Origin of the sequence: Gimesia sp. (assembly GCF_048260065.1) — a bacterium.
Taxonomy (GTDB): domain Bacteria; phylum Planctomycetota; class Planctomycetia; order Planctomycetales; family Planctomycetaceae; genus Gimesia.
The window spans coordinates 1-15,993 of the sequence record NZ_JBLXHC010000001.1 but is presented as its reverse complement, the minus strand read 5'-3'; the positions used below and the strand labels follow the sequence as shown (position 1 = coordinate 15,993).

Below are 15,993 nucleotides of genomic sequence, written 5' to 3'. Positions count from 1 at the left end.
TGACTTCCTGCTGGAGGGAACCTGAGCACAGAGATCACTCTAATGAGCGTCTGCCACACCATGGATTGTAAACGGACCGCTTGCCCGACACTACTGGGCAAGCGTGCTTCACACCGTTACATTTTCTTTCGATTCCACTTCAACCTCATGTGGCGCAGCAGTTTCTTGAGTCCGTTTAAATGTGCCGGGACGTAACAGATTCAGACTCCACTCTTTTGCGTCCATCGTCAGACTGAACAGGGTGGGAACCAGAATCAAAGTAAACAGAGTAGAAACGATCAAACCTCCCAGTACCACACTTCCCAGTCCACGATAGAGTTCACTACCTGCACCGGGGAACAGAACCAGAGGTAATAATCCAAGTACAGTAGTCGTAGTGGTCATGAAAATGGGACGAATACGCGTTCGGATACTTTCCAGGATTGCTTCGCGAGGGGTCATGCCATCCTCATTGATGTGGTTCAAAGACTGGTGAATGATCAGAATCGGGTTATTCACCACAGTCCCGATCAGGATCACGAAGCCCAGCATGGTGAGCACATCCAGGGTCTGCAGCATAAACAGATTCAGAATACTGAGCCCCAGAATTCCACCGACCGCGCCCAGAGGGACACTGAAAATAATAACCAGAGGATAGAGCCAGGATTCAAACAAGGCCGCCATCAACAGGTAAGTGATCATCAACGCCAGCAGCACATTAAACTGTAATGCCGCCCAGGTATCGCGCAATTTGTCTGCGGTACCCGACAGCATAATCCGGTAACCACCATCCAGTTTACCACTTTCGCGCATGGGCTGCACGATCTTGTCCTGGATCTGTTGCATTGCATCTTCGAGTGCCATCGCTTCGGGAGGTGATACTTCAATCGTAATCGCCCGCTGTCGTTCCCGGTGATTTACCTGTTCCGGTCCACTGGTGATCTCAACATTTGCCAGAGCTTCCAGAGGCACGAGTTGACCAATGGGTGTTGCCACGGAAATGGCTTTTACGTCCTGGGTATTCTGAATATGCCGCGATTCTCCGACGATTGACAAATCGATTTTATCGCCCCCCAGATAATAATCACCGGCAAAGGCACCATCGACCAGAGCATTTGCCATATAACCCAGGTCGGCACTGCTGACTCCCATTTCCGCTGCCTGCACCAGTTTGGGTTGAATATGCACTTCCGGGCTGGAAAGGTCCAGACTGGGAACAGGGCGTACCTGAGCATCAGGGATGATTCCTTCAAGGATTACTTTCTCGCCATCCCGAATCCCTTTGACTTTGACCAGAACTTCCCCTCCCATCTTGACCAGTTTTTCCAGGTCGGGACCAATGATTTCCACTTCCACGGTGCGTCCGCCCGTCAGTCCCTGTTCGAACAGACTCGACTGTTTCGCAACGGCAAAGGTTCCCTCAAGCTTCGCTCCCGCCTGTTGAACCAGCGGAATCAGTTCACCCACGCGCTGTGAATCATATGCGCGAATCCCCATGAAGACCATTCGCCCCCGCGCCACGAAGAAGAAGTCACCAATTACCGGATAATTCAGTTTTTTCGCTTCTTCACTTTCCGGGTCGACAATGTCCCAGTAAGGGCGCAGATCGGCTTCGACTTCTTCCCCAAGTTCCATCAACTGGTTCATGTTGTATCCCGGGGGAGGCAGCAGAATGCAGAAAATCAGGTTTCGGTTACCGGTGGGAAGATATTCCACTTTCGGCCAGAGTTGCCAGCTGATTCCAACAGCAGCCCCAACCAGGATCCCGGTCACCACCAGTCGTCGCAGCAGTCCCTGCTGGATCCAGTGATTCATCCCAACTACCGATTTCACAAACAAAGCACCAGTCGATTCGATCGGGCCGATGATCATTCGATGCAGCGCCCCTTTCTTCTGGTTCTCTTCCTGTTCCGGATGATGGACTACCGTCATATCCTCGATATCCTGACCATCCCGTTTGTGTAACAGTCGGGCAGAAGCAGTCGAGATCAAAGTCATGGAAACCAGCAAAGACAGCCCCACAGCAGCACTGATCGCCAGCGCGATATCCTGGAACAGTTGACCTGCTTCTTCCTGGATGAAGACCACCGGCAAGAAGACAGCGATCGTCGTCAGTGTGGAAGCCAGAACCGCCCCCCAGACCTCCTGGGTCCCTTTAATAGCGGCCCGGTAAGGAGATTCTCCCAGGGAATACCTGCGGAAAATGTTTTCCAGAACGACCACCGCGTTGTCCACCAGCATCCCGACAGCGAATGCCAGACCTGCCAGACTGATCACGTTCAACGAACGCCCCAGAAAACCCAGAATCAGGAAAGTCCCGATGATACTGGTGGGAATAGCCAGTCCCACCACCAGTGCCCCGCGGGCAAACCAGAAACCGGCTCCGATAATCAACGCCAGACAGACAACGAAAAACCAGGGGGAAATGTACGCAGCCGCAACCGCAGAGAGGATAATGAACGGCACAACGATCAGGGTACGAATTCCCAAATGCAGAAATGACATCAAAACGATCATCGTCAAGGCGCCGCCGATAAAGATATTGTTCTTTACCAGATCAACTGAGGAATAGATGTAATCGGTTTCATCATAGACCTGTACCAGCTGTAAGCCCCGCGGTTTGAGAATGTTTTCATCAATATCCTTCGCGGCTTCCCGTAATCCGTCCATAATCTCCAGAACGTTGGCGCCTGTTTCGCGAATGCAGTTGACGGCGATACTGGATTCCCCGAAACGTCGCACCAGACCATCCGGCTTTTTGTATCCCAGTTTGACTTCCGCCACATCTCTGACGTAAACCGGTGCACCATCGCGAACTGCCAGCAGCTGATTTTCAACTTCTTCAATATTTCGAAATTGTCCCAGCGTTCGCACGACCCAGCGACGTTTCCCTTCCCAGAAATCGCCGGCGGAAGTGTCTTCATTCTGTCCACGGAGAATGCGACGCACATCGGCAATGGTCAACTGACGCGCTGCCAGCTTTTCGGAATCGACTACGACCTGCAGCTCATCTTCCAGCCCCCCCAGTACGTTTGACTGGGAAACCCCGGCGACACGTTCAAACCGGGCTTCGATTTCATCTTCAGCAAAACGCCGTAGCTTGGTGACTTCAATATCTTCTTTAGGCAGAATCTCACCCCGGACATCGGGATACTCATCCGAGAGCAGCCGCAGCCGCAACATTGCCAGTCCGGGATTAGGAGTTTTGCGGATGATCTCCAGACGCTCTTTGAGTTCAGGATGTTTTTCTGCAAACGCGATAATCTTATCTTCAGGGGGGAGACGACTGCTGAGAATAAACCAGGCAATCGGTCGGTCGGCAGCATTGGCAGTACTGATAATCGGCTGATCAGCATCTTCGGGGTACTCAGGAACCTGCTGCAGTCGCGAATTCACCTTCAGCAGCGCCTCATCCATGTTGGTACCAACCAGAAACTCCAGTGTGATCGTCCCTTTGGAATCCGCACTTTCGGAACTCAGCTTGGTGATCCCTTCCACGCTCTTCAGCTGCTCTTCCTGCTCCAGAACGATTTCACGTTCCACTTCCTGGGGACTTGCACCAGGCCAGCGCGTTTCTACGGTAATAGTGGGTCGCTGAACCTCAGGAGTCAACTGCATCGGCATCCGCATCAATGCAACCAGACCGAACAGTACTGTTAACAACACCCCAACAGTCACCTTGACCGGATTATGAATAATGGCAGTAATCAAATTCATGATGGTTCCTCATTAACCCTTGGTGTTAACGGCTTTGGACTTAGGTTCCGCATCGGGAGAAAGAACTTCCGAAACAACAACATCCTGTCCGGGGCGCAGACGCTCATTCCCGCGGATAACAACCTGTTGTCCCGGCTTGAGATCTCCTTTCACCTGGATCAAACGCCCTTCGGCAACCCCCACCTGAACCGGTACAGCACGGGCTTTACCCTGCTTCTGTTCTCCTTTGTCATGATCCACCACATAAATCATGGGAGAAGGTCCTCCCAGCACCAGTGCATCCTTGGAAACCAGCAAGGCAGTCTGAGGCGATCCTGTAGGCAGGACTGCCCGGGCCAGCATTCCTGATTTCAACAGGGGACCATCCTTTGTAATCGTATTTTTGACGCGAACTTTCACAGGAAACGTCCGGGCGCGGACATCTGCCTGCGGAACAATCATTACTACTTCGCCCGTAAAGACCTGATCAGGAATCGCAGGAACTTCCACTCTGACTTCCCTCCCCAGGCGGACGTGAGGGATATGGTTTTCGAGTACCTGCACGCTGATATCCACCTGATCCAAAGCGATAACTTCAGCAACCAGCTCTCCGGAATTGACCCACTGACCGACTTCAGTGTGTTCGGCAACGACATAACCATTGAAGGGCGAGATGATCGTATGTTTGACCACCTTACTTTCGAGTTCGTCTACGAGTGCCTGCTGGATTGCAACACGGGCACGTGCCTGGTCAATTTTCTCTTTTCGGGGTCCTTCGACGGCCAGTTGATAAGCGGCCTGCGCTTCTTCATACAATTCATCAGCACGAATGGATTCAGAGACGACAGACTGAATGTCATCGTCGTTGACTGCTTTGCGGGCGTAGAGAGATTCCAGTCGCTTGCGGCGTTTGGTCTGGTACTCACTTTCCGCTCGGGCCGCCATCATCAGCGCTTTGGCACGTTTAATTTCATCTGGACGCGACCCGTTCTCCATCTCTTCCAACTCATGTTGGCGCAGTTTCAGCTCTGCTTTTTCTGCTTCCACCTCCAGATTGATTGTATTCGTCAACAGTTGAGCCAGCGGCTGTTTTGCTTTGACGTAATCTCCTTCATTGACAGGAAACTCCGCTACACGTCCGCCGACCGCACTGCCGATCACACTCCGTTTGATCGGATGGACCGTGCCAACAAAGGTCTGTCCTGCAGCGACATCCTTCTGAACAATCTCTGCCACAGCGACAGGAGCAGGCCCCCGTTGTGCCGGAAGTGGCTGGGCCGCCATGATCATTGCACATATCACTACAGCAAGACTGGTTGCTATTCTCATTTGATTCCTCAACGTCTTATCAAGTTTATTGAATCTGCCTGAAGCAAGAATGTTTTGGGGTTCAGGAACTTTCAAGTTCCGGTACATTGACTCCCAGGTTTTCCTGTACTTGTGCCAGTAGAGACTTCAGATTCTGTACCTGTTCGGGAGTCATACCTTCGGTTGCTTTTTTCCTGAGGCGTTTTAGACAGGCCACCATCTTTGACCAGACCGGCTTTGCTTCCGGTAATACATTGACGACCTTGCGACGACGATCAACGGGATCATTCTCACGTTTGATCCATTCATCTCGTTCCATTCGATCCAGTATGCGAACCAGTGTAGGAGGCTCGATCATCATCCGTTCTGCCAGTTCGACCTGGGAGAGAGGGCCTTCATAAACCAGCCAGCCAATGACTTGAAACTGACGAAAGGTAATCCCGTATGGGATTAATTCCTGATTCAGCGCATCATGATAGAAGTGAGAGGTCATGGTGATCCAGTAACCTATACTTTCTTCGAAGTCATATTGCAGCATCAGCTTCTCCTTTGATTTGAGAATCCGGGATCATTAGCCTGGCTAATCATTAGCCCTGTTATACTAATCAGGCCCCCCCTGTGACAAGACCTGATTTCGCGATCCATCCCGCTTTGATGCTTTTATTTAAGCAGTTTGGGGAGATCCAGCCATTTTCGAAGGCGTTTTCCGGATTCTTGCCGGTACTGGCAGCCCTGAATCAAAAATGATGCAAAAAAGCAACAGGGACCAGGGTTCAAAAAGCACCCTCTGGTTTTGCTTTTTCCGGATCTGCAGACTCGGATTTGAGATTGAGTACGCAGCGGAAACCGACATCTGCTGGGGGCGTTCTCATATTCTCACCAGTCCGTTTCCAGACTTCCCAGGATTTCTGATTTCCGCGTACGACACGCAGACTGGGTTCGACGGCTCGTCGCGGGCCCATCCAATCTCGCACGACGCCGGCGTCAGACAGAGCCAAAGCTGCCTGATATGCATTTTTTGAATACCAGTCATCACACCATTCACGGGCATTACCCGCCATGTCATAAACTCCATAGGGGCTCTTGTCGCCGGGAAACGTTTCTACCGGATCAATTTGACCGGGTTTACGGTTTACCTGCCAGAGAGGTCTGCCACTCCCCCACGGATACGAAAAGCCTGACTCTCCCCGGGCTGCTTTTTCCCACTGTGTCTCTCGTGGGAGCTGTTTACCCATCGCCCTTGAATAATTGAGTGCATCCGTGTAGGAAACTCCCATCGCCGGCAAATTTGCTGACTGAGAATCATTACCTGCAGGTTCGGGTACTTTTCCTTTTTTGGCGATCATTTCAGAACGCCAGCGACGGTACTGCTCCAGCGTCACTTCATGCACATCAATGTAGAAGGCATCCTGGTAAATAGAAAACTGAGGCTTCGCATTCGCGTCCCCGGCAGCAACTCCCTGTAAAGACACTCCCGCAGGAACGAGCACCATTTCACTGTAATCACCATCACAACGGATTCGATTGGGTAGCCCCTGTTGTGAATAGCCTGCCTCTTTCATTGCAGTAAAACCATCCGGCAGTTTGAACGAAGGGTCTGGTTGATTAGGCTCGGCCTGGGTAGCTGCTTTGACAATGGAAAAGCTGGAAGAATTCACTCCAGGCGACGTTGGTAACATCGCGACAAATTCATCTTTAGAGTGAGCTGCTGGTTCCGGTTTCTGAATCTCAAAGTTATGCACGTAATCCACGACTTCAAACTGATCATCCGGATTTCCCACCGGTGCCGTTTGAGTTTTGCCGATATTTTTTTTCGGCGTCGGTTTCACACTGGCTGGCTTCAAAGTTGGCGCCTGCATGTTCGAAGAAGATTTGGTAGCCTGGCGCAGCGGTTGCGACTGCTGCCTGACCGGTTCACTGCCTCCCCCGCATCCTGTGAGAAACAACAGGAATAATCCCACAGCACCAGCACAGACTTTTTTATTGCATTGATCAATTCGAACCATGTTGGAAACCAGCCATTTCGAATAAAGTGCCTGACGATACTTTTGACACCCCTAAGTCTATCACAGCAAGTTTACGAAAAACAGCGTTTTTTCTTCGCAATCGAATCATTCCGTGACTGACTCAATTAACATGCTTTGAAAATCATCCATCTCGATACAAAGACGGGCAATGTCAGGATGGGCAAAAACCCGAACCCGTTTCACAAAATCATCAAACTGTTTTCGGGCCAGAGTATCTACAACCGGAGACACCACATGCAGCGGTCGATATTTTGCCTCCCGTGAGGAATAAATTTCCACATTAAACTCGACTTCACGATGCGTGGGTGGCGCATCAATCAGAATATCCGTGGAGGCAACCGGTTGCTGAAATTTCTGAGAAAGTCGTTTTGCCAGACTCTCACTCCAGCGCACCAGTGATGAAACAGGCCGATGCGCGATCAGTTCGTAAACTTCGGATGATTCATAAAAACTGAATTCCGCGACTCGCTTATACAACAGTCGCTTCGTACTGAAGATTCCTTCCACCAGACGCTCGCATTCCGTACCGCGTGCCTGAGTACGTAACACGGAAACCGAGTCAGCTTCCGTCAGCTGAAAGTAAGTAGAAAGATCCAGATGCGGATACAAATGATAGAAGGCCCGCGCAAACATGGTACTGGCGGAACGAACGGCATGATGCCAGTAGACTTCGCTGAACATGACATAACGCGCAAACACCATCAGTTCTGCGGCCGTCTTTCCTTTAGAGCCAATCGCCAGACCATCGCCGGCTTCATTGACCATTAACGACTGAATCAATCGGTTTTTATCAAAATTACGACCATAGGGAACACCGGCATGCAGGCTGTCCCGATCGAGGTAATCCATCTTGTCGATATCAATGGGTCCGGACAGAATCGAGCGGACCAGTCGCATTTCCGGAGTGTCAGAACTGGGAACCAGAATATCCAGTACTTCGACTGGCTCTATACCCCACTCTGATCGGAGAATCTCTGCCAGTTCTCGACCGTCTGCAAGAAACTCTCTGGCGAATGCCTCATGCCGGGGAATCCCTTCCAGCGACATATCCTCAATCAAATGACAGAAAGGCCAGTGCCCCAGATCATGCAGCAGAGCCGACGCAATCAGGACCTCTGCAGTATGCACGTCAATGGTAGCAGTGAAACGCGGATCTTTCCCTAACTGCCAGAGATACTGCAACGCATTCTGATACACGCCCAACGCGTGTTCGAATCGCGTATGAGTGGCTCCCGGATAGACAAGTGAAGTAAAGCCCAACTGTGTGATATGCGACAGTCTGCGAAATTCAGCCGTATCGACCAGCGCCCGCACACGTTTTGTAAAGGGCACATCCTGCTGGTAGGGAATTCGCACCAGGCCACTACCTGACTGTAGACTCGATAACTCCGGGATCTCTACATAAGGATGGTTCATAAGGCTTTGACAGTTTTCCGCTCGTTTGAATTTACAGATCAGGCAAGAATTGTAGAAGGATCATTGGGAGCAAAGAGTTCTTCGACAACGGAGGCAATCAGCTCATTATTCTCCTGAGCACCTTCAGAACAGAGTGCCTCCCACAAAACCTGACCTGCTTTCACAGCCCGTTGAACTTTAGGCGGTAACTGATCTAGCGAGACCGATGAGGGAACCCCCTGAGATTTGATTGCTGCAGAAAGTGTATCTGGAATGAGTTCAATTTCGTCGACAGATTCAAAATCCACCATACCCACCAGCAGAGGGTTGACTCGACCTTGAATCAGCGAACGTACGTCATCCTGATACGCGATCAACGGCTTGCCCAGTACCCAGGCCATCGCTGCTTCGGAGACAGCTCCTTCATCCGGCGTGCGGCCATTCAGATTCCAGACCATCGCTTCACATTCAATGACCAGCTGGTAAACATCGAGAGCAAAAATCGCTTCATGCAGAAACTGGGCAGCCGTCGGTGCATCCCAGTTGCGTTCCACCAGCACATCCAGAATCAGGCGAAATTCCATGCCATCACGGTGAGGCAGATAAACAGTGTAACCAGACTCCATTAACTGGTTGGCAATTGCCGTCATTTCTTCACGTTCGCTGCGATTGAATAACGGACCTGCACAGTAAACGCGAATCGGCTCATCAGAATGTTTCATGGTCTAACCTGTAATGCTTCCCTGCTGAATGAAAACCATTTAGAATGTTGATTATGAGGGGTCGTGCAAAGTATTGTAGCAAGAGTCCGTTTTTTTTCACCTGAATCAGTTTTTTTTCAGCCTGCTTCTCCAAAAAACTGGTATTGGAATTGCCTGTCCTGTCAAAACTTCCTGATACATACCTGAATCCAGATCGAAATTAATGAACCAGCCCCCTGCCCCCAAGTCATCGATCGACAGCCGACAGCTTACGTTTGCGCTGCTCTGCATTCTCCTGGGCAGTGGATCTATCACTCTGGCATTACAGACGATTTTGGGAACTCAGGACATTGCAACTCTGTATGTGAGTGCTCCACTCTGGCAGTCGATGATTCAGGCCTGGTCCGGTATAATCGACCCCGTCAGTCAGACTGCCATCATCCCTTTTTTTCCTTTGCTGCTCTATCTATTGATCGCTGCCTGTGGTTTGTGGATCGCAGGTACATTCCTGATCTCTAAAATCCATGGTCAATCCTTCACAACAGTTTTAACAGACTGGGGCATCCGTGGATTTCGCTGGTGGCTGCTGCCTGCCGTGTGGGAAATATTGCGGATTACATTTTTCATTCTGAACTGGGACAGCGTCGAAGCACTCATGCTGGCGACATCCCAATTCTGGTTTGCGATCAGCATTGCTGGCTGGCTGGCAACGTTCGCGGGAATGCTCTTTCCTCTTCAGTCTATGGAACCGAAACCAGATCTGGTTACCACTCCCAGAACCCAAGTACCGCTCACCGCATGGCTGATGATGGGATGCTTCACATTAATCTTCACCTGGATGAACTGGCAATTATACAAAGGTCTGCTGATTCCACACGGCGACTCGGCCATGTACGAAGAACATCTCTGGAATCTTTCACATGGAAAGGGATTTCGCAGTTATCTGGATCAGGGACTGTTCTGGGGAGAACACATTCAGTTCATCCATCTGTTCCTGCTGCCAGTCTATTTAATCTGGCCTTCCCATTTGACGATGGAATTGTGTGAAACCGTAGCGCTGGCTGCTGGAGCGATCCCCCTGTATCGCATGACGGTCAGACACAGTGGTTCCACCACGGCAGGGAAAGCCATGGTTGCCGCCTACCTCTGCTATTTCCCCCTGCAGTTTCTGGATATCGCCATCGATCTGAAAACATTCCGACCGATTTCCTTCGGGGTTCCCGTGCTACTGTTTGCGCTGGAAGCCCTTGAGTTAAAACGCTGGAAGACAGCAGCGATCCTCCTTCTTTTGTCATTAACGGCGAAAGAAGATTTCGCCATCATCCTGGGACCACTGGGACTCTGGATTGCCTGGCAGCAGTGGTGTGAGAGAAAACAACTTCCGGAAGAGTCAAAACAGAGCTTTCTACGTACCGTTGGATCGGGAATTGGCGTGTCTGTCTTCGCGGTCCTGTATCTGCTGTTCGTTGTTAAATACGCAATCCCGTGGTTTCGCAGTGGTGAACAGGTCCACTATGTCGGCTATTTCAGCAAATTTGGCAGCACGCTGGGTGAAGTCATTAATAACATTCTGTTCAATCCGGGAATGCTGCTGGGGGAACTGTTTCGACCGGATACGTTAATTTATTTCCTGGCATTAGTTGTCCCCCTGGGATTACTGCCATTACTCTCACCCAGTCGAATCCTGGTTGCGTTGCCTCTTTTCAGTCTGCTCTGCCTGAATGAAATTGCGCATGATCCGCGTCACCACTTCCATGCCCCCATCGTTCCGGTTCTCTGCTGGGCGGCTGCCTGCGCAACGGGTAATATTCCAAAATTGCTGGAACGACGCGCGTCACGGTTCAAAATCTCCCCTGCCTCGGGACAGAATTTTGCCATACACTTTCTCTGGAGTTCATCGCTGGCAACCGCCTTGTTCTTCAGCTTGAGCCCGTTGGGACTGGTATTCTGGGATTCCGGTTCCACCTGGTACTGGAAGCGGCTCTACGTCCCCGGCGAGCGCGCAGCACAATTTCCCAAAGTACTGGCACAGATTCCACCGGACAGTCGCGTGGCTTCTACGGATTTTGTTCATCCCCGGTTTACGCATTTTGACCGTTCCTATGATTACAGTAACTACCTGCGAAAGGTGAATGAATACCAGGCAGGTGTCCCCGCTGACACCGATTATATTGTGATCGATACACAACACCCTTATAGCGAGATTAAAACCCCCGACCAGATTCCGGAATATCATGACCACCCCGAACACTGGGAACTGCTCCCTGATCAGACCAATGGTTATTTCATCATACTGATGCGAAAACCGGAATCGGCTCCCCCACCAGAGCAGCCCCCCGTTCGCCCTTGAATTCCTCTTCAGGATGACTAAAATCAGCGCCGTTTACCGGGTTTTTTGAGTATTTCCCAGAGTAGTCCCCCGTTTCGAGTGACTTGTCGTGACCGTACAGCTATGGTATGCGGCAAGTGGAACACAAGCGTTTCCAACAAATTCTTCACTCCAGAGTATCCGTCCCGCAGGACAAGAGAATAAGTCATGGCACAACAATACATTATGCAACTGGAAGGTGTTACCAAAGTCTTTGAACAGAAAGAGGTTCTGAAAGACATTTGGCTCTCCTTTTTCCCGGGAGCAAAAATCGGTGTTCTGGGTACCAACGGCGCGGGTAAAAGTACGCTGCTGAAAATTATGGCCGGTGAAGATACCAACTTCTCAGGGGATGCCCGTCCTGCCAAAGGGATCAAAATCGGTTACTTTAAACAGGAACCCGATTTAAACGCGGAACAAACGGTAGAAGAATGTATTGCTGAAGCGGTCGCAGAGTCACAGGCCATTCTGGATCGTTACAATGAAGTCAACATGAAGTTTGGCGAAGACCCCACTCCCGAAGAGATGGAAAAGCTGATCGAAGAACAGGCCAAACTGCAGGACCAGATCGATGCCGCCAATCTCTGGGAACTGGACCGGACTCTCGAAATCGCCATGGATGCGATGCGGGTTCCCCCCGGCGACGCTGTGATTGGCACTTTATCTGGTGGCGAACAACGCCGTGTCGCCATGTGTAAAATCCTGCTGCAGAACCCGGATCTGCTGCTGCTGGACGAACCGACCAACCATCTGGACGCGGAATCAGTCGCCTGGCTGGAACGCTACCTGCATACATTCCAGGGTACCGTCGTCGCAATCACCCACGATCGCTACTTCCTGGATAACGTTGCCGGCTGGATTCTGGAACTCGAACGCGGACGAGGCATCCCCTTTGAAGGCAATTATTCTTCGTGGCTCGAACAGAAACAGGCCCGTCTGGCTGTCGAAGAAAAGCAGGAATCCAAACGACAGAAATTCCTCAAACGGGAACTGGAATGGGTCCGCATGTCCCCCAAGGCCCAGGCCTCCAAGAACAAAGCCCGTGTGCAGCGTTATGAAGAACTCGCCGCAGAAGAATATGAAAAACGGGACGACGCTTCAGATATTCAAATCCCGATTTCCCGACCACTGGGCAGCCGGGTACTCGTCGCTGAAAATCTGACCAAAGGTTTTGGCGACAAACTGCTGTTTGAGAACTTCAGTTTTGAATTACCCCGCGGTGGAATCGTTGGAGTGATCGGTCCGAACGGAGCCGGTAAAACCACACTGTTTAAAATGATCATGGGTCTGGAAAAACCTGACAGCGGGACACTGGAGTTGGGGGAAACTGTTGAGCTGTCGTATGTCGACCAAAGCCGCGACGCATTGAATCCGAAGAAAACCGTCTACGAAGAAATTTCCCAAGGACACGAACATCTGGTAGTAGGAAAATCGAGCATTCATGCTCGTACCTATGTAGGTCGTTTTAACTTCAAAGGTCCTGACCAGCAGAAACTGGTAGGTGAGTTGTCCGGCGGGGAACGCAACCGGGTTCACATGGCCAAACTTCTGCGATCTGGCGGAAACCTGCTGTTACTGGACGAACCGACCAACGATCTTGATGTCGATACACTGCGGTCACTGGAAGAAGGCCTTGAACATTATACGGGTTGTGCCCTGGTCGTCAGCCACGACCGCTGGTTCCTGGATCGACTGGCGACACACATCATCGCTTTCGAAGGAGACAGCCAGGTTCGCTGGTTTGAAGGTAACTACAAAATGTACGAAGCGAAGCGACATGAAGAACTGGGCAAAGACGCAGACTCTCCACATCGACTGCAGTTCAAACCACTGTCTCGCTGAATCTAAAACTGACCAGAATTGAAATCAGACAGGGGACTTTCTAAAGTCCCCTGTTTTTTTATCGTCTTTCCTGACGAACCCGGCTCAATACAGGACGCGCTTCTGCATCCGCATTGGAATCCGAAAATGAATTCGTTTCCTGTGCTGCCAGTTTATGGGATTCAATCCTGGCAAGCTCTACTACTTTTTTCGCTGCAATCAACTGCGCGGGAGTGAAGTAGGAAACACCACCACCCACAGTCTGATGTTTCTTTTTGCTGGCGAGTTCCTGCCAGCTCAGATGACTGCTCAGATGCCAGGCAATTGCCTGTACCATTTCGAGATCGTCATGTTTCGGATTGTACTTCTGCAGTACCATCACGAGTGCTTTATCCTTCACCTGAGATTCAATGGGCCGCAGCTCGTAAGTTTTTAAACTGGAGGGGCAGGGTTTGCCATGTTCGAGACAAACAGAGCTGAGTTTTAATTTCACCGTTTTTTCGGGTGGAATTGTAAACAACCCATTGAAATCAAAGTTCTGATTGTTTCCGACAGGATTCAGATTACCTCCCACAGCCTGGCTGTCACCCACCTGTGTCTGCCCCCCCTGCAACGGCTGCAACAGACCTGGATTGGGTCCTGCCTGTGCCAGAATGTGTACCGAAGAAACGGCAGCAGGAACTTTCACCGTGAGAGGCTCCGTCGTCAGATTGGAAATAAAGACGGAGGAACTGTAAGCACTCATGGGATATACGCGGGCCCCCAGTTGCTGTTTTTCGATTCCCTCAAACAGTTCCACCTGAGGTGCATCCGGCTGAAGACTCAGTGTTGTCATGGGCCCTTTTTGGGGTGTGCCATTGACGGGTGCGATGGATGTGCTGCACAGCAACAACACGATTCCCAAAACGACTGGCAATTGTATTCGTTTGACCATTTTCAACTCCTGTCTACCAGATTACACAGCAGGTGTTCTGATAATAGTGTTCAATGCGAACGCATTTTTAGAACGCATATGTTCAAGGCATGCACACAAGAAAAGTGATTACCTCGACAAGCGCGATGAATTTGAATAGTGATGTGAGCGCGACTTAAAAACTGGCAGATGAACTGAACGACGATCACTTTACAGAACTTGAAAAGTCTGTGATATTGAGCAGATATTAGATGAAAATAAGAATTGAATAATCAAAAGACAGGCTGCTCGCTCTCTCAACAATAACGATTTGGTTTGAAGATTTCAAATTTTTTTTCATAAATCTTATTTCATACCGCTTTGGAACACATCTCATGAGAGACTCAAACCGAACTGTACGCTGGGGAATCCTGGGTACAGCTCGTATTGCAGAGAAAATCAGCGTTGCCATTCATCAAGCTGAAAATGCAGAATTAACCTGTGTCGCAAGCCGCGATCCTGATAAAGCATCCGCCTGGGCCAAAAAACATCAGGTAAAACGCAGTGTAGGCAGTTATGAAGTACTGCTGCATGATCCCGAAATTGACGCCGTCTATATTCCACTTCCCCCTTCACTTCATGGCGAATGGACAGTCCGTGCCGCAAAAGCCGGCAAACACGTGCTCTGTGAAAAACCACTGGCATTGAATGTGAACCAGGCACGTGAAATGCGACGTGTTTGTCTGGAGAATGAAGTACAACTCATGGATGGGGTCATGTGGTATCACCATCCGCGTGCGAAAAAAATGCTGGAACTGATCCGCAGTGATGCGCTCGGAGAACATCGTCGCCTGACTTCCTCGTTTACTTTCTGTTGGGACACTGTCCCGGAAAACGATCTTCGATTACAGCGAAACCTCGGGGGTGGCTCTCTTGGTGACCTGGGTTGGTATTGCATCGGAGCCAGCCTGTGGGCTTTCAATGAACTTCCACAAAAAGTTTTTGGAACAGCACGCCCCTATAACGATGTGGACTACAACTTTTCCGGAATCATGTGGTTCAGCAAAGATCGCATCGCTTCCTTTGACTGTGGATTTGATGTCAGTATGCGCAAATGGTTCGAACTGGCAGGAACGAAAGCATCTCTGGTCTGCAACGATTTCACGCGTCCCTGGGAAAATACCAAACCACAATTTCAAGTCGTTGACTCTCTGGGGAATTCCACGAAGTATGAAACAGAAAATCCATTGCAGGAAACCTGCATGATCAATCATTTCTGTAATATTATTCGCTCAGGCCACCTGGAACAGCAATGGCCTGATCTGGGAATCAACACACAACGTGTATTGAATGCCCTGGACTATTCTGCACGCACGGAAACCGTTGTAAACCTGGCCGATTTCTTTCCCAAATAAGCGCATAAAAAAAGCACTCTCACCGGTTCGATGAGAGTGCCTGAGGTGGAGACCTCCGCCTCGATGCAAGCCTGCTTCCGTCTCGGAAACTCTTATTACATCTTAATAGTAGTAGCCGTTACCTTCATTGCGTGGAGAACGGTCGCAGACGATATCGTTCTCGCCATCGCAGAAGTCCGCCTGGTCATGGAAACTGCTGCCGTCCACACAGGCTTTATGGCCATGAGCTCCCGCAACATAGAAGCTCTGGTTAATCCGTCCGAAGGCACTGCCCACGTCTTCCAGTTCCTGGTTGACGCCATGGGCGACTTCACTCAGCCCGACAATCATGGCCAGCACGGCGATGGTGGAAATCAGGACTAGCTCGGACGAGACAATAAAGCCAGCCTCG

Annotated in this window: 11 protein-coding genes; 3 read left to right on the top strand and 8 right to left on the bottom strand. The window is 50.5% G+C overall.

What is annotated here, in order from left to right; all coding sequences use genetic code 11:
• Positions 1 to 108 precede the first annotated feature (108 nt).
• The 6 genes from ACN0YN_RS00055 to ACN0YN_RS00030 all read right to left on the bottom strand — a co-directional run bounded on the left by ACN0YN_RS00055 (position 109) and on the right by ACN0YN_RS00030 (position 9,127).
• Positions 109 to 3,696 carry an efflux RND transporter permease subunit gene (locus ACN0YN_RS00055; protein WP_417382922.1) on the bottom strand — a complete coding sequence of 1,196 codons (3,588 nt, stop codon included), beginning with the start codon at positions 3,694 to 3,696 and terminating at the stop codon, positions 109 to 111.
• Between the two features lie 12 nt (positions 3,697 to 3,708).
• Positions 3,709 to 5,004, bottom strand: coding sequence for an efflux RND transporter periplasmic adaptor subunit (locus ACN0YN_RS00050; protein ID WP_417382921.1), 1,296 nt, complete (start codon positions 5,002 to 5,004; stop codon positions 3,709 to 3,711).
• 61 nt (positions 5,005 to 5,065) lie between these two features.
• Positions 5,066 to 5,521 (bottom strand): MarR family winged helix-turn-helix transcriptional regulator, encoded by a 456-nt coding sequence (locus ACN0YN_RS00045; RefSeq protein ID WP_417382920.1) that lies wholly within the window; start codon positions 5,519 to 5,521, stop codon positions 5,066 to 5,068.
• A 235-nt stretch (positions 5,522 to 5,756) separates the two neighbouring features.
• A complete protein-coding gene (locus tag ACN0YN_RS00040; RefSeq protein WP_417382919.1) occupies positions 5,757 to 6,989 on the bottom strand; it encodes a formylglycine-generating enzyme family protein in 1,233 nt (410 codons plus the stop codon).
• A 105-nt stretch (positions 6,990 to 7,094) separates the two neighbouring features.
• Positions 7,095 to 8,426 (bottom strand): HD domain-containing protein, encoded by a 1,332-nt coding sequence (locus tag ACN0YN_RS00035; RefSeq protein ID WP_417382918.1) that lies wholly within the window; start codon positions 8,424 to 8,426, stop codon positions 7,095 to 7,097.
• A 38-nt stretch (positions 8,427 to 8,464) separates the two neighbouring features.
• Positions 8,465 to 9,127: a nucleoside 2-deoxyribosyltransferase gene (locus ACN0YN_RS00030; RefSeq protein WP_417382917.1), complete on the bottom strand. Its 663-nt coding sequence runs from the start codon at positions 9,125 to 9,127 to the stop codon at positions 8,465 to 8,467.
• Positions 9,128 to 9,329: 202 nt separating this feature from the next.
• Here ACN0YN_RS00030 and ACN0YN_RS00025 point away from each other — a divergent pair, with 202 nt between their 5' ends.
• Both ACN0YN_RS00025 and ettA read left to right on the top strand, forming a co-directional pair.
• On the top strand, positions 9,330 to 11,456 hold the full coding sequence (locus ACN0YN_RS00025; protein ID WP_417382916.1) for a DUF2079 domain-containing protein: 2,127 nt from the start codon (positions 9,330 to 9,332) through the stop codon (positions 11,454 to 11,456).
• A gap of 186 nt (positions 11,457 to 11,642) precedes the next feature.
• Positions 11,643 to 13,316: an energy-dependent translational throttle protein EttA gene (gene ettA, locus ACN0YN_RS00020; protein ID WP_417382915.1), complete on the top strand. Its 1,674-nt coding sequence runs from the start codon at positions 11,643 to 11,645 to the stop codon at positions 13,314 to 13,316.
• Between the two features lie 58 nt (positions 13,317 to 13,374).
• Here the strand turns inward: ettA and ACN0YN_RS00015 are convergent, their stop codons facing one another.
• Entirely contained in the window at positions 13,375 to 14,229 is an 855-nt protein-coding gene (locus ACN0YN_RS00015; protein WP_417382914.1) for a hypothetical protein, read from the bottom strand.
• Positions 14,230 to 14,582: 353 nt separating this feature from the next.
• On the opposite strand from ACN0YN_RS00015, the gene ACN0YN_RS00010 reads away from it, so the two are divergent.
• The gene (locus tag ACN0YN_RS00010) at positions 14,583 to 15,602 is read left to right on the top strand and encodes a Gfo/Idh/MocA family protein (RefSeq protein WP_417382913.1); all 1,020 of its coding nucleotides are present in this window, start codon (positions 14,583 to 14,585) and stop codon (positions 15,600 to 15,602) included.
• 102 nt (positions 15,603 to 15,704) lie between these two features.
• Here the strand turns inward: ACN0YN_RS00010 and ACN0YN_RS00005 are convergent.
• A partial coding sequence (locus ACN0YN_RS00005; protein ID WP_417382912.1) for a branched-chain amino acid aminotransferase occupies positions 15,705 to 15,993 on the bottom strand: 289 nt, incomplete at its 5' end.

Coding starts and splice junctions, on each gene's coding strand:
- ACN0YN_RS00010 (WP_417382913.1), top strand. CDS start 14,583: ATGAGAGACTCAAACCGAACTGTACGCTGGGGAATCCTGGGTACAGCT.
- ACN0YN_RS00035 (WP_417382918.1), bottom strand. CDS start 8,426: ATGAACCATCCTTATGTAGAGATCCCGGAGTTATCGAGTCTACAGTCA.
- ACN0YN_RS00050 (WP_417382921.1), bottom strand. CDS start 5,004: ATGAGAATAGCAACCAGTCTTGCTGTAGTGATATGTGCAATGATCATG.
- ACN0YN_RS00025 (WP_417382916.1), top strand. CDS start 9,330: ATGAACCAGCCCCCTGCCCCCAAGTCATCGATCGACAGCCGACAGCTT.
- ACN0YN_RS00040 (WP_417382919.1), bottom strand. CDS start 6,989: ATGGTTCGAATTGATCAATGCAATAAAAAAGTCTGTGCTGGTGCTGTG.
- ettA (WP_417382915.1), top strand. CDS start 11,643: ATGGCACAACAATACATTATGCAACTGGAAGGTGTTACCAAAGTCTTT.
- ACN0YN_RS00045 (WP_417382920.1), bottom strand. CDS start 5,521: ATGCTGCAATATGACTTCGAAGAAAGTATAGGTTACTGGATCACCATG.
- ACN0YN_RS00055 (WP_417382922.1), bottom strand. CDS start 3,696: ATGAATTTGATTACTGCCATTATTCATAATCCGGTCAAGGTGACTGTT.
- ACN0YN_RS00030 (WP_417382917.1), bottom strand. CDS start 9,127: ATGAAACATTCTGATGAGCCGATTCGCGTTTACTGTGCAGGTCCGTTA.
- ACN0YN_RS00015 (WP_417382914.1), bottom strand. CDS start 14,229: ATGGTCAAACGAATACAATTGCCAGTCGTTTTGGGAATCGTGTTGTTG.